The organism is Candidatus Desulforudis audaxviator MP104C, from assembly GCF_000018425.1.
GTDB classification, from domain to species: domain Bacteria; phylum Bacillota; class Desulfotomaculia; order Desulfotomaculales; family Desulforudaceae; genus Desulforudis; species Desulforudis audaxviator.
Genome location: NC_010424.1, coordinates 500,480 through 525,953, shown reverse-complemented (window position 1 = coordinate 525,953; position 25,474 = coordinate 500,480). Strand labels below are relative to the sequence as shown.

Sequence of the window (25,474 nt, the reverse complement as noted above, 5' to 3'; positions counted from 1 at the left end):
CGGAAAGCCGCCGCCGGGATGATTTTACAGTTTAGAACTTTGACAGGTCCGCGATGCCCTTGAACAGATCGGCCACCAAGCGTAAAAGAGCCAGGCGGTTTTCCCGCACGGCCGCTTCCTCGACCATCACCATGACTCCGTCAAAGAAGCGGTCCACCGGCTCGCGCAGTTCCGCCAGCGCGGCCAGGGCCGCACCGTACCGGCGTCGGGCGATCTGGGCTTCGACCTGCTCCCGCACCTGAAGAAAGGCCTGGTACAGGGTGTGTTCCACCGGGTCTTTGAAAAGTGCCGGCTCGACCCGGGTGCCGGCGGCGTTCTTGGCCAGGTTGTTCGCCCGGGTGAAGGCGGTGGAGATGTCCGCGAAAGCCGGGTGCGACTGGAAGGTCGCCACCGCCGTGGCCCGCTCCCAAGCGTCCCGGACGTCGGCGTGGCCGGCCGCCAGGGCCGCTTCCACCACCCCGTAAGAAAGGCCCCGGTCCTGGAACAGGACCCGCAGGCGCTGCCCGAAGAAATCCGCCAACTGCGCCGCCACCTCCCCGGCCTCCACAGTCAGCCGCCCGCCGTAGGCGGCATACGCCTCCCGGAAAAAGTCGTCCAGGTCAAGGTAGGCCGGCGTGTCCAGCAGGAGGTGGCAGATGCCGAGGGCCTGGCGCCTTAAGGCGTACGGATCCTGGGACCCGGTGGGCTGGACGCCCATCCCGAAGGCCCCCACCAGGTTGTCCGCCCGGTCGGCCAGGGCCAGCACCAGACCGGCGCGGGTCGCGGGCAGCTCTTCCCCGCCCGGGGCGGGCAGGTACTGCTCACGGATCGCCTCGGCCACCGCCGGCGCCTCCCCGGCGCGCAGGGCGTACTCCCGGCCCATAATGCCCTGCAACTCCGGAAACTCGTACACCATGCTGGTCAAGAGGTCGTTCTTGGAAAGGACTGCCGCCCGGTGCGCCTGGGCGCGCTCGGTTTCGTCCAGCCCAAGGGCGGACGACAAATACCCGGCCAAGGCCGTCAGGCGTTCCACTTTCTCGTGCATGGTGCCCAGGCTCTCCTGGAACACCACTTTTTTCAGTTCCGGTCCCCGGTCGGGCAGAGGCACCTCCAGGTCCTCGCGGAAGAAGAAGGCGGCATCGGCCAACCGCGCCCGCAACACCTTCTCGTTCCCGGACCGGATCAGGTTCAGGTGCTCGGCCGTCCCGTTGTGCACCCCGACGAAGAACGGCATCAGCCGCCCGGTGCCGTCTCGCACCGGGAAGTACCGCTGGTGCTCGCGCATAGGGGTGACCAGCACGGGCTCGGGGAGTTCAAGGTAGCTCTCCGGGAAGCACCCGCAAAAAGCGGAGGGATACTCCAGGAGATCGGCCACCTCGGCCAAAAGCTCGGGGTCGTCCGCAACCGTGCCGCTCTCCGCCGCCGCGGCTGCCCGGACCTGTTCCCACACCATTTCCCGGCGGCGCGCCGGGTCTACAATCACGAAGTTTTCTTCCAGGAGGGTGAAATAGTCGCCGGCAGTCGTGACCAGCAGGCGCCCGGCGCTCAGGAAGCGGTGCCCCCAGGTGTGAGGTCCAGACCGGACTCCGGCGACCGTGAACTCGATTACCCGGTCGCCGTGGACACAGAGAATCCACCGGATCGGGCGCACGAACCGGAAATCCTGGTCGCCCCAGCGCATCGGCCTGGGGAAAACAAGCGCCCCGATCAGCCGGGGGCCGAGCTCGGCTAGGATCTCCGCGGCCGGCCGTCCGGTCTCCTGCCGCACCGCGTAGACGTATTCCACGGGGCCCACCGCCCGCGTCACCAGGTCTTCCACGGCCACACCCTGGCTCCGGGCGAAACCGAGCGCCGCCTTGGTGGGCACCCCGTCAATGTCAAACGCCGCTTTCTTGGGCGGTCCCTTTATTTCCTGAACCAGGGGGGCCTGGTCGCCGGCCAGGTCCCGGACGTAGAGGGTCAGGCGCCGCGGCGTACCGTACGCCGCCAGGTCCGCATAGGCCAGGCGGTATTCCGCCAGCAGGGCGCGGCCCTTTTCGGCCAGTTCCGCAAGCGCCGGGGGCAGGAAACGGGCCGGGATCTCCTCGGTCCCGATTTCCAGCACAAGGTCAGCGGCCATCCGGCGCACCTCCTTTTAGAAGTGGAAAACCAAGCCGTTCACGCTGGGCAACGTAGGCTTTGGCGCAATCGCGGGCCAGCGCCCGCACCCGGGCAATATAGCCGGTCCGCTCGGTCACGCTGATCGCCCCCCGGGCGTCCAGCAGGTTGAAAACGTGGGAGCATTTGAGCACATAGTCGTAGGCCGGCAGCACCAGCTGCTGTTCCAGGACCGCCTGGGCTTCCCGCTCATACCCTTCGAACAGGTCGTGAAGAAGCTCCACGTCCGCGATTTCGAAGTTGTACCGGGAGTGCTCCACCTCGCCCTGGAAGTGCACGTCGCGGTAGGTGATATCACCCGTCCAGGTGATGTCGAACACGCTGTCGCGGCCCTGCAGATAAAGGGCCAGCCGTTCCAGCCCGTAGGTAATCTCGGCCGAAACCGGCTTCAGGTCGAAACCGCCGCACTGCTGGAAGTAGGTGAACTGGGTGATCTCCATGCCGTCCAGCCAGACCTCCCAGCCCAGGCCCCAGGCCCCCAGGGTGGGCGACTCCCAATTGTCCTCCACCAGGCGGATGTCGTGTTCCAGGGGGTTGATCCCAATGGCCCGCAGGCTGTCGAGATAAACCTCGATCACGTCGTCGGGGGACGGTTTCAGGATCACTTGGTACTGGTAGTAGTGCTGCAGGCGGTTGGGGTTCTCGCCGTAGCGGCCGTCGGTCGGCCGCCGGGACGGCTCCACATAGGCAACGTTCCAGGGTTCGGGCCCGAGCACCCGCAGGAAGGTGGCCGGGTTCATGGTGCCGGCACCCTTCTCCACGTCGTAAGGCTGCTGGATGATGCAGCCCCGGTCCCCCCAGAACCGGTCCAGCGTCATAATCAGCTCCTGAAAGTCCACTTCCACTCACCTTTCCGAAAAAGGGGTTTCCGAAAAAGGGGCCAGGCCCCTTTTTACCTTCTTTGACTTTTAAGTTAAGGATCAGGATCCTAACTTTAGTTTCCAGAGGAAAGCAGCGAGGTCGGAACCCTGGTCCTGACCTCTAACTTGAGGAGATGCCCATTTTACGCAGGAAGGCCAGGCTGCGGGGCTCTCTCTCCAGATGGTGGCAGACACAGGCCTGGAGAATGTCGGCCACTTCCCGCCCAGTCGCCGCGTCGATGCGCAGCACCTTCAGCCGGTCCAGCGGCCACTCCAGCAGCTTGCCTAGCACCTGGACCACAGCGGACCTGCAGGGACGGGCGGGCGGGTCCCGGTCCCGACACCCCCGGCACAGGACGCCCCCCAAGGCCGGGCTGAAACGGGCCGGCACCACAGGCTGCGCCCCACAGCCCGCACAAGATCCCAACTCGGGGCCGAAACCGGTAAGCGCCAGAATCCGGGCCTCGAAAAACCGCACCGGCAGGCCGCTTTTGTCTTCCGCCAGCCGCCGCAGCACCTGGAGCAAGAGCCCGTAGATCCCGGGTTCGGCTTGGCCTTCCGCCGCAAAGCCCTCGGCCAACTCGCACACGTAGCCCGCCAGGGCAAGGGCTTCCAGGTCGGCGTGCAGCGCGGGGAACTCCTCCAGGGCCTCCGCCTGCCGCACCACATCTATCTCCCGCCCCCGTTCCAGCAGGAACCGGGACCGGCAGAAGGGCTGCACGGCGCCGCGTTTCCGGCTCGTCGGCCGGGCCGCCCCGTGGGCCCAGACCCTCAGCTTTCCCCGGTCGCGGGTCAGGAGCACGAGCGTCCGGTCGGCCTCCCGGACGGCCGACGCCCGCAGCACGATGGCCTCGGTCTGGTACTGTTTCACCGGACGACACTTTCCTTTATCGCGCTGATCAAGTACAATCTTTCGAGAAGGGAGGCTCGATCACCGGATGCGGATCGTCGTGGCCATCACGGGCGCCTCGGGGGCGCTTTACGGCATCAGTGTGCTGCGGGAACTGACGGCACACAACGTCGAAACCCGCTTGATCATCAGCCGGGCCGCCCGTTACATCATCCGGCAGGAAACCGGGCTGGACCCCGACCTGGTGGCCGGGTACACCCCGTTCTCCTACACTGAAGACGACTTCGATGCCGATATCGCCAGCGGTTCTTTCCGGCACGACGGCATGGTGATCGCCCCGTGCAGCATGAAAACCCTGGCCGCCATCGCCCACGGCTACGCCGAAAACCTGATCCAGCGCGCGGCCGACGTCACCATCAAGGAGCGGCGGCGCCTGGTGCTGCTGCCGCGGGAAACCCCCTTGAGCCCCATTCACCTGGAAAACATGCTCAAGCTGGCCCGGATCGGAGTGACCATCATGCCCCCGGTGCCCGCTTTCTATCTGCGGCCCGTTGTTATCGACGACCTGGTGCGGCACACCACGGCCCGGGTGCTGGACCAGTTGGGCGTGAAACACAACCTGGCCGACGGATGGGGAGACAGGTACCGCCTGTCCGGGTTCACGTCCGCATCCCCGTCCGGATCCGGGCCCAAACCCCCCGAAACCGGCTAGCCTATAAACCGGAAGAAGATCAGGGTGGCCACCGTAAAGTAGATCATCAGGCTGATCACGTCCATCACCGTCGTAATGAACGGTCCGGATGCCAGCGCCGGGTCAACCCCCAGCCGGCTGATCAAGAGAGGAAACAAGGTCCCGATCGCGGTGGCCGTGGTCATGGCCGCGGCCAGGGACGTCCCCACCACCAGGCCCAGCAGCGCCGAATCCAGCCACAACGCGGCGATCCCGGCCAGGACCAGCCCGCTCACCCCCCCCACGATCATCCCGACCTGGATCTCCTTGAAAATCACCCGCGTCACCCGCCGGGCATCCACCTCGCCAGTAGCCAGCCCCCGTACCATGACGGCCATGGTCTGGGTGCCCACGTTGCCCGGGCCGCCGGCGATGACCGGCATGAAAAAAGCCAGTGCCACCACCCCGGCCAGCGTGTCTTCATAAAACTGGACCACGCTGCCAGCCAACACCGCACCGAAGAGCAAGGCCATCAGCCAGGGCAGACGGCGGCGGGCCCGCTGCACGACGCTCAGCTCCAGGTACCGTTCTTGGTGCACGCTGGCCAGGCGCAGGTAGTCCTCCGTTGCTTCTTCTTCGATAACGTCCAGGACGTCGTCCACCGTGACGATCCCCAGCAGTTGTTCATCGTCGTTCACCACGGGGACGGCCAGGAAGTCGTACTTCGCCACCACCCGGGCCACTTCCTCCCGGTCGGTACCCACGTTCACCCGGATCGGGCCGGTACGCATGATCTCTTCGATTCTGGCCCCCGGGGCGGCCAGAATCATCTCGCGCAGAGAGACGACCCCTACCAGTTGGTTTTGATCGTTCACCACGTACACGTAGTACACGGTCTCGGCTTCCTGCGCCGTGCGCCGCACAACCTGGATGGCCTCGTCGGTCGTCAACTCCTTGTTGACAGCGACGAACTCGGTGGTCATAATCCCGCCGGCCGTTTCGGCGCCGTACTCCAGAAGCTCGGCCACGTCCTCGGCCTCGGGGTCGGACATCAGTCTCAGGTATCGTTCCTGTTCGTCTTCCGGTAGTTCGCCCAAAAGGTCGGCGGCGTCGTCGGTAGGCATCTCCTGGAGGATCTGGGCGCTAGCCTTCCGCCCCAGACCCTTCAAGAGCGGGGTGATCTCGTCGCGGTCCAGCTCGGAAAGCACCTGGGCCGCGCGTTCCCGATCCAGGTGGCGCAGCAACTCCACCCGCTCATCAAGCTCAAAGGTACGCAGAATTTCAGCGAGGTCCGCGTAGTGGACCTCGAGTAGGAACTCTTCCAGAGGCTCGTAGTCGCCCTCAACGAGAAAATCGTGGATTTTCCCGCGCACTTCTTTAATATTCCCCATATTCATCACCCCTATTAGGCCACACTCAATGTATCAGCTTTTTCCTCCATTGTCAACGGACCAAAACGCCCAGCGTTCGGCGCGGCGCGGGAACGCCCGGAAGAGTTTCCCGCCGCCCATCGGACAACGTCCAAGACTAGCAGAACCGGAGGCGAAAATAAAGCACAGCACCGGAGCAACGCTTCAAAGCAGAAGGCAGCCCTAATATTCCAGACCGGAAATCGCCGGCAGTGATTTCCTTCAAGGTCTGACTTCCGGCCTCCGGCCTCCGACTTCCATATCAGGGATACCGAACAGCCGCCGGTGTGAGAAATCCGTTTCTCAAAAGCGTTCCCCACTTAGGCCCTTCTAGATACCTTGCTTGTGTGAGGGTTACGTCGCTTGAGCTGCATTTTGCGGTATACGGCACACGATCGCCGTGAAATAATGGGGAGTGCTCCCGTAGGCTTCCAGCTAGGGCAAAACCCGCCGGCCGCCGAGAAAACGGGCGCTGTAGTAAGGGGTGTCAAGGCTGGTCCAGATCACCGCGCCCCCGGCAGAGCTGCCGTGCAGGAACATCTCGTTGCCGTAGAAAATCCCGACGTGGGAAGCGCCGGCGCGGTAGGTGGTGAAGAAGACCAGGTCGCCAGGACAGAGTTCCGACCGGCTCACCGGGGTGCCGACCCCAAACATGGCGTAGGAGGTCCGGGGAAGAGAGATCCCGTGGTGTTCAAACACGTGGTAAACAAAACCGGAACAGTCAAACCCGCCCGGGCTGTTACCCCCCCAGCGGTAGGGGTGCCCCTCCAGGGTGCGGGCGTAATCCAGGATGATTTGCATGCGGTCGCCGGAACGGCTGGGCATCGGGTTGGGCACCCTGTGCGAGGCCGGCGTGCCGGCCCCCGGCTCGGGAATGATCAATGCTTGACCGATTTCCAGAAAGTCATTCTGCACGTTGTTAGCGCGCTTCAGAGCCCCCGGATCGACACCGAGCTTTTGCGCGATCGACCACAGGGTATCCCCCGCCTGCACCGTGTACTCGTTGATCGGGGGTATTTTCTCGGCTGCGTCGTTTTGGGCTTCAGCCGGGGACGCAGCCGCCGCCGGCGCTGCCGGCGCCGAAACGGCCGTTACCGGAATCACCAGAACCTGGTTGGGGAAAATCAAGTCGCTTCGCAGATTATTGGCCCGCTTGAGGGCGGCAACCGAGGTGCCCAGCCGGCGGGCGATGGTCCACAGCGAGTCGCCGCTTTTTACTATGTAATGAGTCTGGGGCTGGGTGGCGGCGGCCGGGGCCACAGTTTCCACCCCGGCGAAGGGCAGACCAGTCAAGCCGCAGATTAATCCCGCGGATAGAAGAATGAGGCAGAATCGCTTGACCAAAGATCCGGTTCCGGATTTCAAGAAGCGGCACCCCCCCGTAGTGACAATCTGCTGGCTTGGGTCCGCTCCAAAAGGTAATTCGGCACCATCCTGGAAAGTTCCTGCACGTCTACCGCATTTTCCTGCATAATACGGATAGAATCGCCGGACTGTGAAGAACGCTGCGTCCCGCCGTTTTTTGCCGGTCGGGAAGAACGGTGCCGGATATGAGCCGCGGGCCGGGGTCAGTCCTGGGGCCGGGGCAGGCATGTGGACACCGCGCTGATCAGGCGGTATACTGGGGTATTATCGAAAGGGGGAAGTGGTCCGTGAACGTAAGCGAATTGAGACTGCGCTTTGCGAATGCCCTGGCACGCATCCGCGCCACCAAACCATTGGTTCACCACATTACCAACTACGTCGTAATGAACGACACCGCCAACGTGACCCTGCACGTGGGCGCGTTGCCGGTGATGGCCCACACGACCGAGGAAGCCGCCGAAATGACCGGCCTGGCCGGGGCGCTGGTCCTCAACATCGGCACCTTGAGTCCGGCCTGGGTGGACGCCATGTTGCTCGCCGGCCGCCGGGCAAACGAATCGGGCATCCCGGTGGTGCTCGACCCGGTGGGCGCGGGGGCCACCGCCTACCGCACGGAGACCTGTCTACGGCTGCTGGGCGGGCTACGGGTCGCGGTGATACGCGGCAACTCGGGTGAGATCGGCACCTTAAGCGGTGCCGGCGGCGTAGTCCGCGGCGTAGAAAGTGTGGAAGGCGTGGCTAACCCCGCAGCCGCGGCCGGGGTGCTGGCACACCGGTACAACACCGTAACCGTGATCACGGGGCAGCGCGACATCGTCACCGACGGGGGACGGGTGTTGGTTGTGGACAACGGTCACGAGTGGCTGACCACCATTACCGGCTCCGGCTGCATGGCCACCGCGCTGGTCGCGGCCTTTGCCGCCGTGGAGCCCGACTTTTTGGTAGCCGCCGCCGGTGCGCTGGCCGCCTACGGCCTGGCGGCGGAACTGGCCGCCCGGGAGGCCCGTGGACCGGCCAGTTTTCGGACCGCCCTTCTGGACCGGATTTACAGCCTGACCCCGGAACAAGTCGCCGAGGGTGCGCGGGTGGAACGGCTGCGCCAGCCCTAAGGCATCTTCTTGAAGAACGCCCCTGGGAAAGGCCGATGATAACAAAAGCCACCACCCGCTGAATTCTCCGTCGAAGATCGCCGCCCGGGGTGCAAGGTCATTCCCGGCAGAGATTGAAAGGATACCCCGGCGGGTCAGCGGGTCAGGATGGTAGAAGTACACTTTCCGGAAACTTGCGTTTAGACAGGACCACTTGCACAAGGGGTTCCACCAGACAACAGAACGGGGCGTGATCCCTTTTGCTTTGGGTCACGCCCCCGTTTAGTCTGCCACCAAACCGATCCATCGCCTCTGTGCCGGCTTCCCCGCCCCCTGATAAACCCTGGTGCCACCCCTGAAACACTACGCCCGGCTAGGGCCCGGCTTCTCAGGAAGGAGAACGGTCGCGCATCTTCCGCGGGTGTGACGGTTCCTGGTTATCGCCGGACATCTTTCTGCGCCAGGCCTTTTTTTCCACCGCCTCTTTCAGGACCCCCGGGTGATTGTCCAGTTGTCCGCCCTGTACCCGCACCACTAGGTCCTCCATCACCTGCTTGACCTGCGGGCCCCGGCCGACCAGAGCGGCCACCTCACCCCCGGTGATGGCCAGATCCTCGGGAAAGAACGGTACCCGCCACATGACGTCTTTCACCATTTCCTCAAGCCGCTGGTTTCCGTCCAGGACCGCCAACGAGTCCACCTTACCCCCCAAAAGGTCGGCGCGCCGCAACGCCAGGCATTCCCCCACCGCCTCTAGCAGTTCTTGCCGGTTGTGGAAGTCGGGCGCCAGGCTCTTCAGCCAGCGGAGTACAAACCGCTCTTCCAGTTCCGGAAAACGCATGTGGTTCCGTACCAGCCAGGTCACCCGCCGCGCGAAGGCCGGCGGGAAACGCAGGCGCTCCATGATCCGGCCGGTGATCTGGGCCCCCTTCCGGGCGTGCCCATAGTCGGTCGGCAGGCCGCGCCGGTTGGTCCCGCGCACCTCCGGCAGCCCCTTGGCCACGTCATGCAGGAGGGCCGCCCAGCGGAGCGCCGGCTCGGCCGGCACGTTGGACACCACCCGCAGGGTGTGTTCCCACACGTCGAACTGGTGGTATTCGGGGTTCTGAGCTACACCGGCCAGGCGCGCAAGCTCCGGGAGCACCGGAACGGCCGTGTCGAAACCGTTCACTCGCCCCCGGCAGTCAGCGGACAAAAGCCCCGTTTCACGCATTAACTCCAGCCCCGCCGCGGCGTGCTCCGCCATGAGCGTGCGGTAGATCTCGTCCCGCACCCGCTCCACCGACAGCCCGGCCACCCGGTGCAGGGCCCGCGGGATGGCTGCCTTGGTCTCCGGAGCCAGGGTGAAGCCGTATTCGGCCACAAAACGGCAGGCGCGGAACATCCGCAAGGCGTCCTCCCCAAACCGTTCCTCTGGGTCACCCACGGCCCGCAGCACGCCCGCCTCCAGGTCGGGGCGGCCTTCAAACGGGTCGACGATGCTGCCGTCGGCGCGCATGGCGATTGCGTTCACGGTGAAGTCGCGCCGCGCCAGGTCGTCCTCCAGGGCCCAGACGAACTCCACCTTCTCCGGGCGGTGGGCGTCGTTCCCGTAGAACTCGGTCCGGAAAGTGGCAATCTCGATCTCCTCATCGTCCAGAATCCATGAGATCACCCCGAAGGCGGCCCCTTTCTTGAAGGCCTTGATCCGGTTCTCGGCCGCCAGGGTCAACACTTCTCGCGGGCACGCATCGGTGCAGACGTCGAACTCCTTGGGCTCGCGCCCGAGCAGCAGGTCGCGGACGGCGCCCCCGACCACGTACGCCTCGCGCCCCGCCGCCGTGATGATGTCCAGCACCTTGCGCACCCCGGGTGAAAACACCGGCCTCAGTCCTTTCCCTTGATGACCGCCAGGGGCCGCAGCCGGGCTACCTTCCTGGTTAGTCCGATTTCGGCCAGGGTCTGGACCACCTGGTCGACGTCTTTATAAGCGAGCGGCGACTCATCGACGATTTCCTTGAAATTGCGGATGTTGTACAGCACCGCCCCCATGGATTCCTCGAACTGCTCGCGGCTGATGGTGCGTTCCGCCGCGCCCCGCGAAAGCACCCGCCCGGCCCCGTGGTTGACCGAGAAAAAGGTCGCCGCCGCCCGCTCGGTACCGGCCAGCACGTACGAGGAAGTGCCCATGCTGCCCGGGATGAGGGCCGGGTGTCCGGTCTCCCGGTAGGGACGGGGGTTGTCCTCGTGCCCGGGCGGCAGCGCCCGGGTCGCCCCCTTGCGGTGCACCAGCACCTTCCGCCCCCCGTGGCGCTCCCACTTGGCGATGTTGTGCGCCACGTCGTAAACTAGCCCGAAGCCCAGTTTCTCCGGCTCTTTCCGGAATACGTCGGCGAAGGCGCGGCCGACGTCGTGACTGATCAGGTGCCGGTTGGCAAACGCGAAGTTGACCGCGCAGGCCATGGCTTGAAAATACTGCCGCCCCTCCGGGGAGTTGCTCGGAGCGCAGGCCAACCCTTTATTGGGCAGTTCGATCCCATACTTCTTGGCGGCCGTCACGTGGCTCCGGCTGAAGTCGGTGCAGATCTGGTGCCCGAAACCGCGGCTACCGGTGTGAATCATCACCGTCAGCTGTCCGGGGAAGAGTCCCCAACGTTCGGCCAGCGCGGGCTCTAGGAGTTCAGCCACCTCCTGGAATTCGATGAAGTGGTTGCCGCCCCCCAGCGTGCCCAACTGCGTCTCGCCGCGCTTGTAGGCCTCGCGGCTCACGGCGTCCAGATCGGCGCCCGCCAGGCAGCCGCCCTCTTCAATATATTCCAGGTCGGCCGCGGCACCCACACCCTGTTCCACCAGGGCGCGGACCCCGGTCCTGGCCACTCGCTCAAAGAGCCGCCGCGAGAGCTCCCCGTGCTTGCTTTTCTTGCCCACCCCCGTGGGCACGTAGTCCTCGACGGTGAGCATCAGGTTTTTGAGCTGCGGGACGGGGACCTCCCGCACCCGCAGATCGGTGCGGATCAAGCGGACGCCGCAGTTTATGTCCATCCCAACAGCCCCGGCCGAAATCACGCCGTCCTCACCCACCGCCATCACGCCGCCGATGGGCAGGCCGAAACCCTCGTGGATGTCGGGCATGCCGACCACCGGGTTGATCACCCCGGGCAGCATGGCCGCGTGGGCCAGTTGCTCCAGGCTCTTGTCATCCCGCAGCAGCGGCAGCAGCACCTCGTTGACGTAGACCACCGCGTCCACCCGCATCTTGCCCGTGCGGACAAGACGGTAGCGGTTTTTGCCGTCCCGGACCAGTTCCATCTCCGTCACGCTCCCACCCTAAACTATTCGCCTATCTATGATAGCATACCCGGTGGGGATGAGGAAGAAAAACCTGTAAACCTCAGGACTGACGCATGCCTTTGTTCCAAACCCATCGCGGTGACCTACCCCTCCGACGGTCTAGTGTTCCATCACCAGTAACGTTGCGCGCGGTTGTCTATCTGTCTTATTTAGCGGGCTCTTCCGGCTGGCTGTCCGGAGCGATGGCCGCGGTGGCGGTAACAGAGACGGTGGGCGCGACGGGTGCAGTGGGGTCTGTGCATGCGGGGGACGCCCCTGATCCGGTGAAGGCCGAGGGCGCAACGGGGCCGCTGGGTTCAGCGGATGCCGTTGCGCACGGCACCTTTTTGGAGAGGAGGGCCAAACCGCAAAGCCCCAGCACGGCACCGAAGCCGAAGGCCGCCGGAGCGTCCCAGTGGTGGGCCACGGCGCCGGCCATCAGGTTCCCGAGCGGCATCATCCCCAGAAAAACCAGGGAATAAACGCTCATCACCCGCCCCCGCAGGCGGTCGGGCGCGGCGAGCTGGACCGTGGTGTTCACCAGCCCGGCAAACACCATCATCGACAGCCCCCCCAAGGCGAGCACCGGCAGGGCCAGCCAGAACCACCCGGTGAAGGCCAGGGCCAGATGGGCCAGGCAAACCCCGAGCGCCCCCCCCAAGAGAACTTCGGCCCGCGGACCCCGGTGGCTAATCATGGCCAGGTAGAACGCCCCGCCCAGGGAGCCCAGCCCGTGCGCCGCCATCAGGAACCCAAAGCCCTGGGCCTCCTGATGCAGCACCTCCCGGGCGTAAACCGGCACCAGGACGTTAAAGTTGAAGGTAAACAGACTTAAGACAGCCATCAGGATGATCGGGTAGAGCACGGTGGGAGTGCTTCGGATATAGTTGAAGCCTTCGCCGATTTCAGGCCACACTTTCGTGAAGGTCCGGTCAGCCGGGGGCGGGCCCGCGGTCCGGATCATAAAAAGACTCGCCAGCACGGCCGTGAAGCTCAGCCCGTTGACGAAAAAACACACGGGCAGGCTGAATCCGGCGATCAGGAGGCCGCCCGCGGCCGGGCCCACGAAGCGGGCTACGTTGAAGATCGAGGAGTGCAAGGCGATGGCGTTCATCAGGTCTTCGCGCCCGGCCAGTTCAATCAGGAAGGACTGGCGAGCCGGAATGTCCATGGCGTTGGCGAGCCCCACCACGACGGCCAGCAGCAGCACGTGCCAGTACTGGACCAGCCCGGTCACGGTGAGAAAACCCAGGGTGTAGGCCACCAGCATCAGAACCGACTGGGTCCCGATAATCAGGCGGCGCTTAGCCATGCGGTCGGCGATCACCCCGCCCAGCAGGCTGAACAACAAAATGGGTGTAAACTGGGCAGCGCCGACCAACCCCAGGAGCAGGGGCGAGCCGGTCAACTCCAGCACCAGCCAAGCCAGCGCGACATTCTGAATCCAGGTGCCGACCAGGGACACCGCTTGCCCCAGCCAGTAAATGCGAAAGTTCCGGTGGCGCAGGGCGGCCAACGGTCGGGCCCTTTTCCTGGGCGCCGGGGCGGTCTGTCTCTGGAGGACCTCGGCGGGGGAAGGTTCAAGACTCAACGGCTTCGCCTCCCGACACCATCATGCTAGCATACGCCCGGCCGAACCGTCCAAATTCAAGTTCGGTCGGTAAAAAGGCTGCTTATCTCTGGAAAGAGCCAGCGAGCCGGTTTGACGGAGAACGGCCGGAAACGGTATATATATAAAGACTGGTTAACTGGTTGGATGCACCTGGCCACCAATGGCCCGTGTCCGCCTGTAGTGCACCGAGACGGTGGTTTGCGGCGCAAAACCCCCAGGCGCCCGGTTCGGGTCCCCCTGCCACCACGCCGGAAGGACTGTCTATCTATGGATGATATTAAACATATCGCCCTCGAGACGTTTCAGGCTGTGTTGCCCATTGCCGTCCTGGTCGTGGCGCTGATGCTGGTCTTCGTCGACGGATCGGGGCAAATGATTCTGCAGTTCCTGGCCGGTGTGGTGATGGTGACCGTCGGCCTCGGGCTCTTCCTGCTGGGGGTCAAGGTGGGGCTCCTGCCGCTGGGGGAGGCGATCGGGTCCGAACTGCCGCAGAGGGGTTCCCTGGTCCTGCTGATGTTGTTAACGCTTTTTATCGGCTTCGCGGCCACCGTCGCCGAACCCGACGTCCGGGTGCTGGCGTACCAGATTGACGCCGTCTCGGACGGAGAAATCTCCAAGCGCGTCCTGGTCACTTTCGTCGGCATAGGAGTCGGTGTGTTCTTGGCCATCGCCGCGGCGCGAGTGGTGCTGGGCATCCCAATGGCCTACATCCTGACGGCCGGCTACCTGGCGGTGTTCGCTCTCTCCGCTTTCGTGCCGCCGCACTTCGTGCCGATCTCGTTTGACGCAGGCGGGGTAACCACCGGGCCCATGACGGTGCCGTTCATCTTGGCCCTCGGGGTCGGCTTGACCTCGGTGCTGGGCGGGAAAAGCTCGCTTGGCGACAGCTTCGGTTTCGTGGCCCTGGCGTCTATCGGCCCGATCATCGCGGTCATGCTCCTGGGAGTGTTCTACGGTTGACGGGGATTGCGGTGTTTGAGGGGTTTGGGCATACCCTGCTTGAAGCGGCCGAGGCGCTCGTGCCCCTCGTCGTCATCTTCCTGGTTTTCCAGGTCCTGTTCCTGCGGCTGCCGGTGGAGGCCGTCGGGCGCATTCTGGCCGGGATGGTGTTGGCCTTCGCGGGGCTTGCCCTTTTTCTGCAGGGGGTTCATGCGGGCTTCCTGCCGACCGGCAAGGCCCTGGGTGAGATTCTGGGCCAGCTGCCCGGCGTTTGGGTCGTCGTCCCCATCGGCCTACTGCTCGGTTTCGTGGCCACGGTGGCCGAGCCGGCCGTCCGGATCTTGAGCTACGAGGTGGAAAAGGTGTCCGGCGGGTACATCCCGCAGAAGGTGCTTTTGTATACCCTGTCCATCGGGGTCGCCGTTTCCGTCGCTCTGGCCATGCTACGCATTGTCTACGGCATCCCGCTCCTGTACCTCCTGGTGCCCGGCTACGCCCTGGCCCTGATTTTAATCCGGGCGTCCCTGCCGACCTTCGTGTCGGTGGCCTTCGACTCCGGCGGGGTGGCGACCGGACCTATGACCGTCACCTTCGTTATGGCTTTGGCCGTAGGAGTGGCGGCGGGTATCGAGGGCCGGAACCCGTTGCTGGACGGCTTCGGCATGATTGCGCTGGTGGCTCTGGCTCCGATATTATCTGTACTAGTACTGGGATTGATCTACAGCGGAAGGGGTGCGGACAATGAAAGTGGGTAGGGAACACCAACTGATCGTGACCATCGTGAAGAAAGGCTGGGCCGAGCGGATCCTCACCGCCGCGAAGGAGGCTGGCGCCCGGGGAGGCACGGTGCTCTACGGGCGCGGCTGCGGCGTGCATGAACAAAAGCGGCTGCTCGGCATACCGATCGAGCCCGAAAAAGAGATCATCCTGACCCTGATCCACCGTGACAAGACCAACCGGGCCCTGCAGGCCATCGTGAACGCCGGCCAGCTGGAAAAGCCGGGCACCGGCATCGGTTTTGTCCTGGACGTGGATAAGGTCGTGGGCATCGTGCACCTGCTCGAGGTTTGCGGTGAAGACACGGAGGTGACCTGAAGTGCCCAAGGTCGGGGATGTTTACCGGCTGATCACCAGCGAACCGAAGGTCGTTCGCGAGGACGCGCTGCTCGCCCTTCAAACCGCTCCAATACCTGGATCCGCGCGGGCGGGGGACCTGATGCGGTCGCCTCTCTTCGGTAACCGCCGAAGTCAGCTTCCAGGCGGCACTGGAGAAGATGGTTGCCCGCGGCCTCTCCGAACTACCGGTCGTGGACGCGGAGGATTGGGTCATCGGCGACTTGAATGCCCTTTGAACTGTTGAAGTTTATGTAGCCGTTACGTTTCGTTCCTTACGTACACCCGCGGCACGCGCGCGCTGACCGCACAGACTACCTCGTAGTTGATGGTGTCGAGCAGCGCGGCGACCTCGTCCACGTGCAGTTCCGCTTCTCCCTGCCTTCCGAACAGCACCACCTCGTCGCCCACCGCCACACCCGGAATGTGTCCCACGTCGACCACGATCTGGTCCATGGTCACCCGCCCGACCACCGGCGCGCGCCGCCCGTGGATCAGAACCGCGCCCCGGTTCGAAAGCCGGCGGTTGTAGCCGTCCGCGTAGCCGCAGGGCACGGTGGCCAGGGTCGTTGGGGCCGGCGTGGTGTAGGTGGAGCCGTAGCTCACGGTCCACCCGGCGGGCACCCGCTTCAGAAAGCCCACCTGGGCTTTCAGGGTCATCACCGGCCGCAGGTCGACCTGCCGCGTCTTCACCTCCGGGGACGGGTACAGGCCGTACAGCATGATCCCCGGGCGCACCAAGTTTAGCCGGCTCTCCGGCATGTCGATGAGCGCCGCGCTGTTGGCGGCGTGCAGGAGTTCGATGTCGATCCCGTCGTGCCCCAGGGTGCAGGTGACCTCCACGAAGTCGACCAGTTGGCGCTGGGCGTGGGATTTGTCCCGCCGGTCCGCATTCGCGAAGTGGGTGTACAGGCCCTCGATCTCCAGGTGCGGCAGGGAGGCGATGGCCAGAATATTCCGGTACAGGTCCCGGTCGGCGGTGACCAAGCCGAGGCGACCCATCCCGGTGTCTAGCTTTAGGTGCACGGGCGCGGGGCGGCCGTGGCGTGCGGCCGCTGCCGAAAGCTCGGCCGCCGCCTCCGGGTCGTAGACCGTGAGCGTCAGGTCGTGGTCCAGGGCCGTGTCGTAGAGGGGCGGGGGCACGAAGCCCATCACCAGTACTGGGGCGTCTATCCCCGCTTCGCGGAGCGCCACCCCCTCATCTACCCGGGCCACGCACAGGCGGTCGGCCCCGTGCGCCAGCAGCGTGCCGGCCACCTCGACCAGCCCGTGCCCGTACGCGTTCGCTTTCACCACCGCCGCCACCTCGGTGTCGGATCCGACCAGCCGGCGTACCTCGCCGAGGTTGTGGGCCAAGGCGGACAGGTTGACCTCCGCCCATACTGAATACTCTCTCAAAAACATCCCACCCCAAAAAGGTGCCTGACACCTTTTTCAGGCGCCGAGTTCGTGGAAAGCTGCGGGCAGATACTCCAGCAGGTTTCCGGCCAGTAGGGACGCCTGCCCACGTTCGGCGGCCGCCAGGTCGCCGGCCCGCCCGTGCAGGAAGGCGGCGGCGGCCGCCGCTGGACCGGGTTCCAGACCCTGCGCCAGAAGCCCGGCAATCACCCCGGTCAGAACGTCTCCGGTTCCGCCCGTGGCCATCCCGGGGTTCCCCGTCGGGTTGATGTAAGTCTTGCCCGGTTCGGCCACCAGCGTGCGGGCCCCTTTCAGCACCACCGTGCACCGCCAGGCGGCGGCCGTGCGCTCGGCGACACCGAGCCGGTCGGCCTGCACTTCGGCCGCGCTCTTCAAACCCAGAAGCCGCGCCATTTCCCCCGGGTGCGGCGTGAGCACCAGGTCGGGTTTCTCCCGGAAGCCGCCGGGCGGGAGGCTCTCTCCGACGGGCGTCCCGGCCGAATTCCGGTCGGTCTCCCGTTCCCCACCCCCGAAGGCGTTCAGGCCGTCGGCGTCCAGGACGCACGGCACCCGCACCCCGGGCAAAAGCTCCCGGACCAGTTCCGCCGTCTCCGGGTGGGTGGTGAGTCCCGGACCCAGGGCGAGCACGGAGGCACGCGGCAGGAACTCCTCGATCTGCTCCCGGGCTGCCCGGCTCAGGGTTCCCGCGCCGGTCTCGGGCAATCCCAGGGTCATAATCTCCGGCTGGAAACCGGCGGCCACGTTCTGGATGCTGCGGGGCACCGCCAGGGTAACCAACCCGGCACCCGTCAGAGCCGCCGCGCGGGCGGCCAGAACGGCCGCGCCGACCATCCCCCTCGACCCCGCCACCAACAGAACGTGACCGAATCGTCCCTTGTGCGCCTCCGCCTCGCGTCGGGGCAGCCAGTCCCGAACGAGCGCCGGAGTGAGCAGGTAACGGCCACCCTCCGCCTCCACCAGCGGCCGCGGCAGGGAGATGTCCGCCACGTGCAGCTCGCCGGTCCTCCCCGCCCCCGGTTCCAGGACCAGCCCGAGCTTGGGCAGACCGAACGTGACCGTGTGGGTCGCCTGGATGGCCGGCCCGCGCACCGCGCCGGTGTCGGCCTCCACCCCGGACGGGATGTCCACGGCCACCACCGGTTTGCCCGACTCGTTGACGGCCTCGATAACTTTGCGGGCCCGGTCCCTGATCTCGCCACGGAAACCCGTGCCGAAGAGCGCGTCCACCACCAGGTCCGTCTGCATCAGGGCAAGTTGCAGCAGCTGAATGGCGTTACGGTCCTGCATCAGGTACAGCCGCTGCCCCAACCGCTTCCAGATCTCCAGGTTAATGCCCGCATCGCCCGTCACATCCGCGGGTTCGCCGCTAAGCATTACTTTCACCCGGGCCCCGTGCTGCAGCAGGTGGCGGGCGGCCACCAACCCGTCTCCGCCGTTGTTCCCTTTTCCGGCCAGGACTATCACCTGTTTCCCGTCCACCCCGCCCAGGACCCGGCGCACACACTCAAACACCTTAAGGCCCGCGTTCTCCATAAGGACGAGTCCCAAGACGCCGTACTCCTCGGTGGCCCGCCGGTCTATCTCCCGCATTTCGGCCGCGGTGACCACCCGCATACACCCTCATCCTTTCCGAAAAAAAGGAGGACAGTCTCCTTATGACCTTCTGTGACTTTCCTTTTGCGCAAAAATGTCTGACACCTTTTTGAGCCTTTTCTACTTTCTTTGACTTTCGCTGGGGCCGACGGCGATCGCGAAGGCCACCGCCTGGTCCCCCTCGTGGCTGAGCGACAGCAGCACCCCGGTGATCCCCCGCCGGGCCGCGACCCGGGCCGCGCTCCCGGTCAGCGCCACCACCGGCCCGCCGCCGGGACCGTTGGTGATCTCCACGTCGTGCCAGCAGCAGCCGGAAAATCCAGTGCCAAGCGCCTTGAACACCGCCTCCTTGGCCGCGAAACGCGCCGCGTAGCACTCGTAGGCCGCGCGGCGCGCCCGGCAGCAATCCCGTTCGGCGGGAGTGAAAAGGCGCACCAGTAGGCGGCCCCCGGTACGTTCCGACGCCGACCGGATCCGCTTAACAGAAACAAGATCGACTCCGATACCTAGGATCAAGAGACTTTCCCTCGCGTCGCTCAAAAACTAAAATCCGAGAATTTTGCGCAGTTTTTTTGCCTGCCCCCGGCTCAACGGCACCTCGCTCCGCTCCCGGTCGTCCACCACCAAGGAGTAGGTGCCGCTAAAAAGCGGGATGATTTCCTTCACTTTGCGCAGGTTCACCACGCAGCACCGGTGCGTACGGAAAAAGATGTTCGGGTCCAGCCGCCCCTCCAGTTCCTTGACGGTAAACCGGGTTAAGAGCTTCTCGTCGTAGGTCTTGAGGTACACCGTGTCCTGTTCGGTAAAGGTGTACACGATGTCGGACTCGCTCACCAGGATGGTCTTCCCGTTCCGCTCGGCCGGGATCCGGTCAATCCGAAACGCGGGCTTGGCGGCGGCCGGAGCGCCCCCGTTTACAGCCTCGGCGCACGGGGCCACCTCCTGCGTCGCCCGGATCACCTTGTTGATCGCCATCCGCAGGCGGCCCTCGTCAATCGGCTTCATCACGTAGTCGATGGCGTCCACCTCAAAGGCCTTCAAGGCGAACCCGTTGTACGCGGTCACGAAGATCACGTAGGGCGGACTTTCCAGCTCGCGAATGGCCGCGCCCAACTCCAGGCCGTCCATTCCCGGCATGGAAATATCCAGGAACAGGACGGAATAGTCCAGCGCCTGGATCAGGGCCAGCGCCTCCTGGGCGTTGGCCGCCTCACCCACGACCTCGATCTCCGGGAAATTGCCCAGGATGTACCGTAATTCCTGGCGGGCCGGGTACTCGTCGTCAATTATTAAGGCTTTTAGCTTCATTGGCCCTGTTCACCCCCTTCTCCTGGGGACTCTGCACCAGGGGGATCCGGAAGTACACCCTGGTGCCTACACCCACTTTGCTGTCTATATTCAGGCCGTATTCGGCACCAAATAAGCTTTTCAGGCGCTCGCTGACGTTGCTCAAACCCACGCCGCTGCCCGAACCGAATCCGGGCTGAAAGATCTGCGGCAAGATTTCATCTGGGACGCCCACCCCGTCGTCCGTAATCTCCACCAGCATCTCAGCACCAGCCCGGCGGACAGTGATCTTCACCGTGCCGTTCCCCATCTTAGGCATGATCCCGTGTTTCACCGCGTTCTCCACCAATGGCTGCAGCGTGAGTACAGGCACCTGAAAGTCCAGCAGGCTTTCGTCCACGTCCTGGACCACGTGCAGCTTCTCGCGGAAACGGGCCTTTTCGAGGACCGCGTAGGCGTCGACGCATTCCAGTTCCTCGGCCAGCGTGCTGAAATGCCCGGTGCGCTTGAAGGCGTGCCGGAAAAAGGCGGCCAGGCGGATCAGCAGGCGGCGGGCGGTCTCGGGATGCGTGCGGCTGAACATGATAATCGTATTCAGCGTGTTGAACAGGAAGTGCGGGTTGATCTGCGCCCGCAGGGCGTCCAGCTCGGCCCTGGTCACCAACTGGGCCTGCCGGTCCAGCTCGGAAAGCTCCATCTGGAATCCGAGCAACTGCCCAATCCCCACACCCAGTTTGACGATCCCGGAAGGGATCGGCCCTTTTTCGGTCCGGTAAAGCTTCATGGTGCCCACGACCTCATCCCGCACCTTAAGGGGCACGATGACAGCCCCCGCCAGGGGGCACTCGCAGTCCCGGACCGGGCACTTCAGGTCCTCCTGCTTCTCCACCACCTTCAACTCACCGGTGGCGATGACCTCCTTGGTGGCCTGGGTGACGATCTCGCGCCCCGGCGGGTGCTTCTCGCAGCCGGGACCGATGAAGGCCAGCACACGCTCCCGGTCGGTGATCGCTACCGCCGGCACATCGCCGATTTTCTGGATGATCTGTGCGGTTTTCTTAGCGCTTTCTTCGTTGAGCCCCCGGCGCATGTAGGGCAGTGTTTCGCTGGCGATTTCGAAAGTGGGGTCGATGGGCTGGTCGTCGAGCTTTACCGTGACGATCTTCCGCCCGCCCTGCTGCCCCCGCAGGGCAAAGTATAGCGCCAGGCCGTTGGCCGGCACCAAAAACAGCACCACCGGCCACAGGCCGGGTCTGACCAGCAGGAGCACCCCGAAAATGAAAACCTGGGACACCAGTATCCTGCTCACCGGGTTGTCATAAGCTCTGATCCGCTGGATCAAACGCAAAATCCAGGTCCTCTCCCCGCAAAAGCCCGGTAGACTTGGTTTCATCATACTATACTACAAGGTTGGGCGGCCGTAAATGACCCGAAATATCTAGTCTCTCTTTCAGCGAGGGCTGGTCCCTCCCGGCCCGTTCCGGCATCGGAGGCTCGCCCGTGCCGCGGCGGTACAGGAAGGCCCGCCACTGCTCCGGCAGGACCAGCATCGTCAGCCTGAGGTACTCCGCAAGCACCACCCGCCGGCCTGCGGCCGATTCCCACCAGCGTTCGGGGTCGAACCAGGAGTCCTCGACCGGCAGATACACCAGCCGGATGTCGCTGCCCCTGTAGACCTCGTCGAACAGCGCGCGGACCCGGCGCATATGGTAGGGCGAGGAGATCACGATCGCCGAGTCCAGCCCGTAGTACTCCATCATCTCCCGGCTGTACAGGGCGTTCTGGTAGGTGTTGGTCGCCCGGGGCTCCATAATGATCTTGTACTCGGGCACCCCCAGCATCAGGGCGTGCCGGCGCAGTAGGTCGGCTTCGGTCAGGTCGGCGTACAGGGGACCCCCGCTCAACAGGAGGCGGTCGGCCAAGCCCTCCTGATAAAGCCGGAAGGCGTATTCCAACCGTTCGCCCCGGTCGCCGGAGAGCACCACCAGGACCTCCGCCGGCGCCGGCTTGTCCGCCACGACCAGAAATCGGCCGACGGCGGGCAGTGACAGCCACACGACGGCAGCCAGCACCAGGGTCCCCAGCGCCAGATTTCTCAGGCGCCGCCTCCAGAAGGCGAAACCACCCGGTGCCACCGGGGCTTCGGCTTCCGGCCCCTTTTCCTTTTTCTTGCGCTTGGATCGCGCGGCCAAGTACTCATCACCCGCACCCAGTCCGGAGTTATGATTTGATTGCTTCTATTCCACCGCATCGGTATCCTCCTTGACATCCTTTGTTACCAGATAATTCCGAGAAGCAGTCTAAAGCGCGTGCTCGATGGGGAATAATGGTTATTGAAATAGCCGTAAAGGGGGTGAAGTTGTGGAGCACGTCAGGTCTTTGGTGATCAAGTTCGTCATCTATGCCGCCATTCTGTCCGTGGCCTTGTGGGTGGTCGCCCAGTTGCCGATTACCGCGGCCCTCGTAACCGCTCTTATCGTCGCTGTTCTGACTTACGTAATCGGAGACTTGTGGCTGCTGCCGAATTACGGCAATATCGTCTCCAGTTTCGTCAACGCCGTAATGGCCGGCGTAGCGATCTGGCTCGTGTTCCTGGGTCTTTTCCCGCCGGCGCCCGCGGTGTTTCTCATCCTCGTCGCGGCGGTACTGATCGGGATCGCGGACTATTTCTACCACCAGTATTTGAAGGATGTCTTGTTCCGGGTAAAGGAAACACCCCGGAAAGCGGAATAGACCGGCCGGCCCGCCTTCAACGGCGGGCCTTTTCATTTCAGGCGGACGAACATGAAAATGGTTTTTTCATCGAGCCCATCACGGACTAGGGACGGCGGGCCAGCATGGCGACCCAGCGTCCCCGGACGGTCGCCTTCTCGACTTTGAAACCGGTGCCCCGCAAAAGGCCGGTGGCCAGCCCCTCGTCGTCGGCCGTAAACCCGGTCAGGATCAGCGCGCCCCCGGGGTTGATCCGGGAAAAAGCCGCCGGAATCAGCTCTTCCAGCAGGTGGGGGTGGAGGTTCGCCACCAGAAGGTCGCATTTTTCTGTGACCTGATCCAGCAGGTTTCCCTCAATGATGGTGATCCGGCCCTGCAGGTTGTTCTGAGCCACCGTTTCCCGGGCGGCTTTGATCGCCACCGGGTCCTTGTCGATGGCGCACACTCTCCCCGCACCCAGCTTGGCGGCGGCTACGGCCAGGATGCCCGACCCCGTGCCGACGTCCAGGACGCGCGCGCCCCTGGCCAGGTAGCGCTCCAGGTACTCCAGGGCCAGGGCGGTGGTGGGATGGGTCCCGCAGCCAAAAGCCAGGGTGGGGTCCTGTTCGACCACCACTTCCTCGCCCTTCGGCGCGTAACTCTCCCAGGACGGCTTCACCACCAGCCTCTCTCCCACCCGGAAGGTGGTGCACAACCGGCGGCGCCCGGTCTTAGGGTCGGTGCCGTGTATCTCCGCGAAGGTGATGTCCGGGATGGTTCCAAGCACGTTTTTCACCCGGGCCCGCAGCAGGCGGATCGTATCGCCCGCGTGGTCTTCGGCCGGGAAATAGCCGGTGACTGTCACCTCCCCCTCCCTGGCGGCGCCGGTACCCGCGCCCGCCTCCGGTTCGGATTCCTTCACCGACCCGCCCATGCCCACAATGAGGTTTTCGATCCGTTGCTGGTATCCGGTGGGGGTGATAATACTCACTTCCAACCAAAACAAGCTTACTCTCCTCTCCAAAATCTTACTTTGCAAAGGGAACACGTTCTAAAAGTGGAAGATCCATGCGGGAGCTTGTTTGGGCGGCAGCGGCCCGAACAAGTGGGGCGGACGCCGCCGATTCTAGTATATCGAAAAAAAAAAACGGTGAATGCCAACATGTGCACAGTGTTTGTTCGGTAACGAACATGGACATAATGCTAAGAGCAAACTACCAAAATGTGCAAAGGAGGACTAAAAATGGCTTTTGAGGTGTACACACCCAAGAAGAGGAAACGCCGGGAGGAACCGAAACCGGTCGTCTCACTGTCAAAGAGTTCCATCGTGCTGAACAAGGTTGCCCGTAAGACCTTGCCGGCTGATCGGTACGAACTAGCTTTCGACCGTGAAAGGCGAATCATCCGCCTGAAACCGAGTCCGGACGGCGTTTTCGTGAAAAAGACCAAAATCAATGCGCGGGGCTTCTTCAAGCAGTTCGACATTGATTATAAGGGAAAATTCACGGCCGATTACCGGCCCGAAGAACAGGCATTGTTCGTCGAGCTGCCGCATTAGCCCCTTGAGGCTGGACTTTTTTCTTTTCGGACAAGTTCTATGTCTTTCGGAGCCGTTTTCTGAAGGGGTGGGGTCGAGGGCGGGTCAGGGCAGGGCAAGACGGGTAGGTCGTGATGAAGAAATCCCTGGTCTTCCAGTGGATGCAGGAAATAGAGAGATAAGCGAGTGATGAGTAGTTCTAACGCGTCCCGCCGCTGCGTCGGGCGGGAGGCCTTTCACGGTGCGCCGGTAGGAGTTTCGGCACCCGGAGTCTAATATAGACCGGTGAAAGGTGGAGTGCCACTTGAAAAACCGGCGCTGGGTTTCGTACGGACTGGTAGCCGTCGGGCTCGGGCTCGTTCTGGCCGGCCTGGCCCGCGGCGAGGCCGCGGACGTGTTCCACAAGGCCGCCGTAGTCTGCCTGGAATGCATCGGCATCCGTTAGATCCGCTCGATCCGCGGCCGAACCCGCGGCGGAGGATGGTCCAGCTTGCCTCGGCGCTCGCCGCCAACGGCCACCTTTCCGGCTTCGCCGAGGGCCGGATCTACCAGGGTTCGCTCAAGCAGGTCTGTGTCCCGTTCTTGAACTGCTACTCCTGCCCCGGAGCCCTGGGAGCGTGCCCGGTGGGTTCCTACCAGGTGCTGCTCGCCCTGCCGGGGCACGCCGTCTCGCTGTACGTGGTCGGAGTTGTCACCGCCGCCGGGGCGCTGGGGGGGCGGCTGATCTGCGGCTGGCTTTGCCCGTTCGGTCTGCTCCAGGAGGTGCTGGCCCGGCCCAGGGCGCGCAAGGTCCGGGTCCCGTCCTTCCTGTCGGCGATCAAGTACCTGATGCTGGCCGCCGTCCTGTTCTTGCCCGCGCTCTTGGTGAGCGCCGCCGGGATCGGCGCCCCTTATTTCTGCACCTACGTCTGTCCGGCGGGCACGCTGGAGGCGGGTTTGCTGGTGGGTCTGCGTGACCCGGCGCTCCGCGCGCTGATGGGGCCGCTCTTTTTCTGGAAGGTGGGGGTGCTGGCCGCTTTCCTGGTGGCGATGGTGTTCGTGTACCGCCCCTTCTGCCGGACCGCCTGTCCACTCGGAGCCTTCTACGGGCTCATGAACCCGGTCAGCCTGTGGCGGCTCGACTACCGGGCGAGCCGCTGCCAACAGTGTCACTCCTGCCGCGACGCCTGCCCGCTGCAGATCGCGGTGGACCGCGCCCCGAACCACCCCGAGTGCATCCGCTGCCTGGAGTGCACCCGGGTCTGCCCCACGGGGGCGCTCACCTTCACCGCCCGCGTGGCAGACAAGGAGGTGAGAAAGTGCAAAGCTTGAGACCCGTACTGGCCTTGCTCCTGCTTGCTGCACTGCTGCTCGTCGCCGCCGGGTGCGGTTCCTGGGGTTCGGCGCCTAACGGAAACATCACCCCTCCCGACCAGGCTGCAGTCCCTGCAGTCCCGAGTGGCACCGGCACCGCGCTGCCGCCGCCCCTGGACTGGCCCACGCCGGGCACCCCGGCGCCGGCTTTCCGGCTGCCGTCCCTGGACGGGGGCCAGGTATCGCTACCGGCTGACTTCCGGGGCCGCGCCGTGATGCTGCTGTTCTTTTCCCTGGGGTGAG

Annotated in this window: 25 protein-coding genes; 10 read left to right on the top strand and 15 right to left on the bottom strand. The window is 64.4% G+C overall.

All coding sequences use genetic code 11. The features are described 5' to 3' along the window. Positions 1-31 precede the first annotated feature (31 nt). The 3 genes from glyS to recO all read right to left on the bottom strand — a co-directional run bounded on the left by glyS (position 32) and on the right by recO (position 3,867). Positions 32-2,098, bottom strand: a complete 2,067-nt coding sequence (glyS, locus tag DAUD_RS02500; protein WP_012301620.1) for a glycine--tRNA ligase subunit beta — start codon at positions 2,096-2,098, stop codon at positions 32-34. Next, on the bottom strand, positions 2,088-2,975 hold the full coding sequence (glyQ, locus tag DAUD_RS02495) for a glycine--tRNA ligase subunit alpha (protein WP_012301619.1): 888 nt from the start codon (positions 2,973-2,975) through the stop codon (positions 2,088-2,090). The genes glyS and glyQ overlap by 11 nt, the downstream gene beginning before the upstream one ends. A 142-nt stretch (positions 2,976-3,117) precedes the next feature. Continuing rightward, positions 3,118-3,867 (bottom strand): DNA repair protein RecO, encoded by a 750-nt coding sequence (gene recO, locus DAUD_RS02490; RefSeq protein WP_012301618.1) that lies wholly within the window; start codon positions 3,865-3,867, stop codon positions 3,118-3,120. A 67-nt stretch (positions 3,868-3,934) separates the two neighbouring features. Between recO and DAUD_RS02485 the strand changes: the two genes are divergently transcribed. After that, complete coding sequence (locus DAUD_RS02485) at positions 3,935-4,558, top strand: UbiX family flavin prenyltransferase (protein WP_012301617.1); 624 nt, start codon at positions 3,935-3,937, stop codon at positions 4,556-4,558. Here DAUD_RS02485 and mgtE read toward each other — a convergent pair. Together mgtE and DAUD_RS02475 are read right to left on the bottom strand one after the other, a co-directional pair. Then, positions 4,555-5,907: a magnesium transporter gene (mgtE, locus tag DAUD_RS02480; RefSeq protein WP_012301616.1), complete on the bottom strand. Its 1,353-nt coding sequence runs from the start codon at positions 5,905-5,907 to the stop codon at positions 4,555-4,557. The genes DAUD_RS02485 and mgtE overlap by 4 nt on opposite strands. Positions 5,908-6,360: 453 nt before the next feature. Further along, a complete protein-coding gene (locus DAUD_RS02475; protein WP_012301615.1) occupies positions 6,361-7,218 on the bottom strand; it encodes a C40 family peptidase in 858 nt (285 codons plus the stop codon). Between the two features lie 359 nt (positions 7,219-7,577). Here DAUD_RS02475 and thiM point away from each other — a divergent pair, with 359 nt between their 5' ends. After that, entirely contained in the window at positions 7,578-8,399 is an 822-nt protein-coding gene (thiM, locus tag DAUD_RS02470) for a hydroxyethylthiazole kinase (protein WP_012301614.1), read from the top strand. A 367-nt stretch (positions 8,400-8,766) separates the two neighbouring features. On the opposite strand, the gene DAUD_RS02465 is transcribed toward thiM, so the two are convergent. The 3 genes from DAUD_RS02465 to DAUD_RS02455 form a co-directional block, all read right to left on the bottom strand. Continuing rightward, complete coding sequence (locus DAUD_RS02465) at positions 8,767-10,239, bottom strand: CCA tRNA nucleotidyltransferase (RefSeq protein ID WP_012301613.1); 1,473 nt, start codon at positions 10,237-10,239, stop codon at positions 8,767-8,769. A 5-nt stretch (positions 10,240-10,244) separates the two neighbouring features. Next, positions 10,245-11,666 carry an RtcB family protein gene (locus DAUD_RS02460; RefSeq protein ID WP_012301612.1) on the bottom strand — a complete coding sequence of 474 codons (1,422 nt, stop codon included), beginning with the start codon at positions 11,664-11,666 and terminating at the stop codon, positions 10,245-10,247. A 187-nt stretch (positions 11,667-11,853) separates the two neighbouring features. Further along, on the bottom strand, positions 11,854-13,278 hold the full coding sequence (locus DAUD_RS02455) for an MFS transporter (RefSeq protein ID WP_012301611.1): 1,425 nt from the start codon (positions 13,276-13,278) through the stop codon (positions 11,854-11,856). Positions 13,279-13,566: 288 nt separating this feature from the next. Here DAUD_RS02455 and DAUD_RS02450 point away from each other — a divergent pair, with 288 nt between their 5' ends. The 3 genes from DAUD_RS02450 to DAUD_RS02440 are packed head-to-tail and all read left to right on the top strand — an operon-like array spanning position 13,567 to position 15,333. Further along, the gene (locus DAUD_RS02450) at positions 13,567-14,259 is read left to right on the top strand and encodes a DUF1538 domain-containing protein (RefSeq protein ID WP_012301610.1); all 693 of its coding nucleotides are present in this window, start codon (positions 13,567-13,569) and stop codon (positions 14,257-14,259) included. Beyond that, positions 14,256-14,993, top strand: a complete 738-nt coding sequence (locus DAUD_RS02445; RefSeq protein WP_012301609.1) for a DUF1538 domain-containing protein — start codon at positions 14,256-14,258, stop codon at positions 14,991-14,993. Before DAUD_RS02450 ends, DAUD_RS02445 begins: the two co-directional genes overlap by 4 nt. Beyond that, positions 14,980-15,333, top strand: coding sequence for a P-II family nitrogen regulator (locus DAUD_RS02440; protein ID WP_012301608.1), 354 nt, complete (start codon positions 14,980-14,982; stop codon positions 15,331-15,333). The genes DAUD_RS02445 and DAUD_RS02440 overlap by 14 nt, the downstream gene beginning before the upstream one ends. Before the next feature lie 279 nt (positions 15,334-15,612). Here DAUD_RS02440 and alr read toward each other — a convergent pair whose 3' ends face one another. The 6 genes from alr to DAUD_RS02410 form a co-directional block, all read right to left on the bottom strand. Then, the gene (gene alr, locus DAUD_RS02435) at positions 15,613-16,755 is read right to left on the bottom strand and encodes an alanine racemase (RefSeq protein WP_012301607.1); all 1,143 of its coding nucleotides are present in this window, start codon (positions 16,753-16,755) and stop codon (positions 15,613-15,615) included. Between the two features lie 30 nt (positions 16,756-16,785). Further along, on the bottom strand, positions 16,786-18,384 hold the full coding sequence (locus DAUD_RS02430; protein ID WP_012301606.1) for a bifunctional ADP-dependent NAD(P)H-hydrate dehydratase/NAD(P)H-hydrate epimerase: 1,599 nt from the start codon (positions 18,382-18,384) through the stop codon (positions 16,786-16,788). A 99-nt stretch (positions 18,385-18,483) separates the two neighbouring features. After that, the gene (locus DAUD_RS02425; protein ID WP_242647872.1) at positions 18,484-18,903 is read right to left on the bottom strand and encodes a holo-ACP synthase; all 420 of its coding nucleotides are present in this window, start codon (positions 18,901-18,903) and stop codon (positions 18,484-18,486) included. Positions 18,904-18,906: 3 nt separating this feature from the next. Further along, on the bottom strand, positions 18,907-19,671 hold the full coding sequence (locus tag DAUD_RS02420) for a LytR/AlgR family response regulator transcription factor (protein WP_012301604.1): 765 nt from the start codon (positions 19,669-19,671) through the stop codon (positions 18,907-18,909). After that, positions 19,646-20,998: a histidine kinase gene (locus tag DAUD_RS02415; RefSeq protein WP_012301603.1), complete on the bottom strand. Its 1,353-nt coding sequence runs from the start codon at positions 20,996-20,998 to the stop codon at positions 19,646-19,648. Before DAUD_RS02415 ends, DAUD_RS02420 begins: the two co-directional genes overlap by 26 nt. 49 nt (positions 20,999-21,047) lie before the next feature. Next, entirely contained in the window at positions 21,048-21,842 is a 795-nt protein-coding gene (locus tag DAUD_RS02410) for a YdcF family protein (RefSeq protein ID WP_012301602.1), read from the bottom strand. 169 nt (positions 21,843-22,011) lie between these two features. Here DAUD_RS02410 and DAUD_RS02405 point away from each other — a divergent pair, with 169 nt between their 5' ends. Further along, positions 22,012-22,383, top strand: a complete 372-nt coding sequence (locus tag DAUD_RS02405; protein ID WP_012301601.1) for a DUF2512 family protein — start codon at positions 22,012-22,014, stop codon at positions 22,381-22,383. Positions 22,384-22,468: 85 nt separating this feature from the next. On the opposite strand, the gene DAUD_RS02400 is transcribed toward DAUD_RS02405, so the two are convergent. Further along, positions 22,469-23,347, bottom strand: a complete 879-nt coding sequence (locus DAUD_RS02400; RefSeq protein ID WP_012301600.1) for a 50S ribosomal protein L11 methyltransferase — start codon at positions 23,345-23,347, stop codon at positions 22,469-22,471. Positions 23,348-23,584: 237 nt separating this feature from the next. On the opposite strand from DAUD_RS02400, the gene DAUD_RS02395 reads away from it, so the two are divergent. From DAUD_RS02395 to DAUD_RS02385, 4 genes are all read left to right on the top strand, one after another. Next, complete coding sequence (locus DAUD_RS02395; RefSeq protein WP_012301599.1) at positions 23,585-23,899, top strand: hypothetical protein; 315 nt, start codon at positions 23,585-23,587, stop codon at positions 23,897-23,899. A gap of 283 nt (positions 23,900-24,182) precedes the next feature. Further along, positions 24,183-24,323 (top strand): CD1871A family CXXC motif-containing protein, encoded by a 141-nt coding sequence (locus DAUD_RS12270; protein ID WP_166485074.1) that lies wholly within the window; start codon positions 24,183-24,185, stop codon positions 24,321-24,323. 35 nt (positions 24,324-24,358) lie between these two features. Next, positions 24,359-25,189 carry a 4Fe-4S binding protein gene (locus DAUD_RS02390; protein WP_041570747.1) on the top strand — a complete coding sequence of 277 codons (831 nt, stop codon included), beginning with the start codon at positions 24,359-24,361 and terminating at the stop codon, positions 25,187-25,189. Further along, on the top strand, positions 25,177-25,473 hold the full coding sequence (locus DAUD_RS02385; RefSeq protein ID WP_041570746.1) for a redoxin domain-containing protein: 297 nt from the start codon (positions 25,177-25,179) through the stop codon (positions 25,471-25,473). Before DAUD_RS02390 ends, DAUD_RS02385 begins: the two co-directional genes overlap by 13 nt. Position 25,474: the final 1 nt, after the last annotated feature.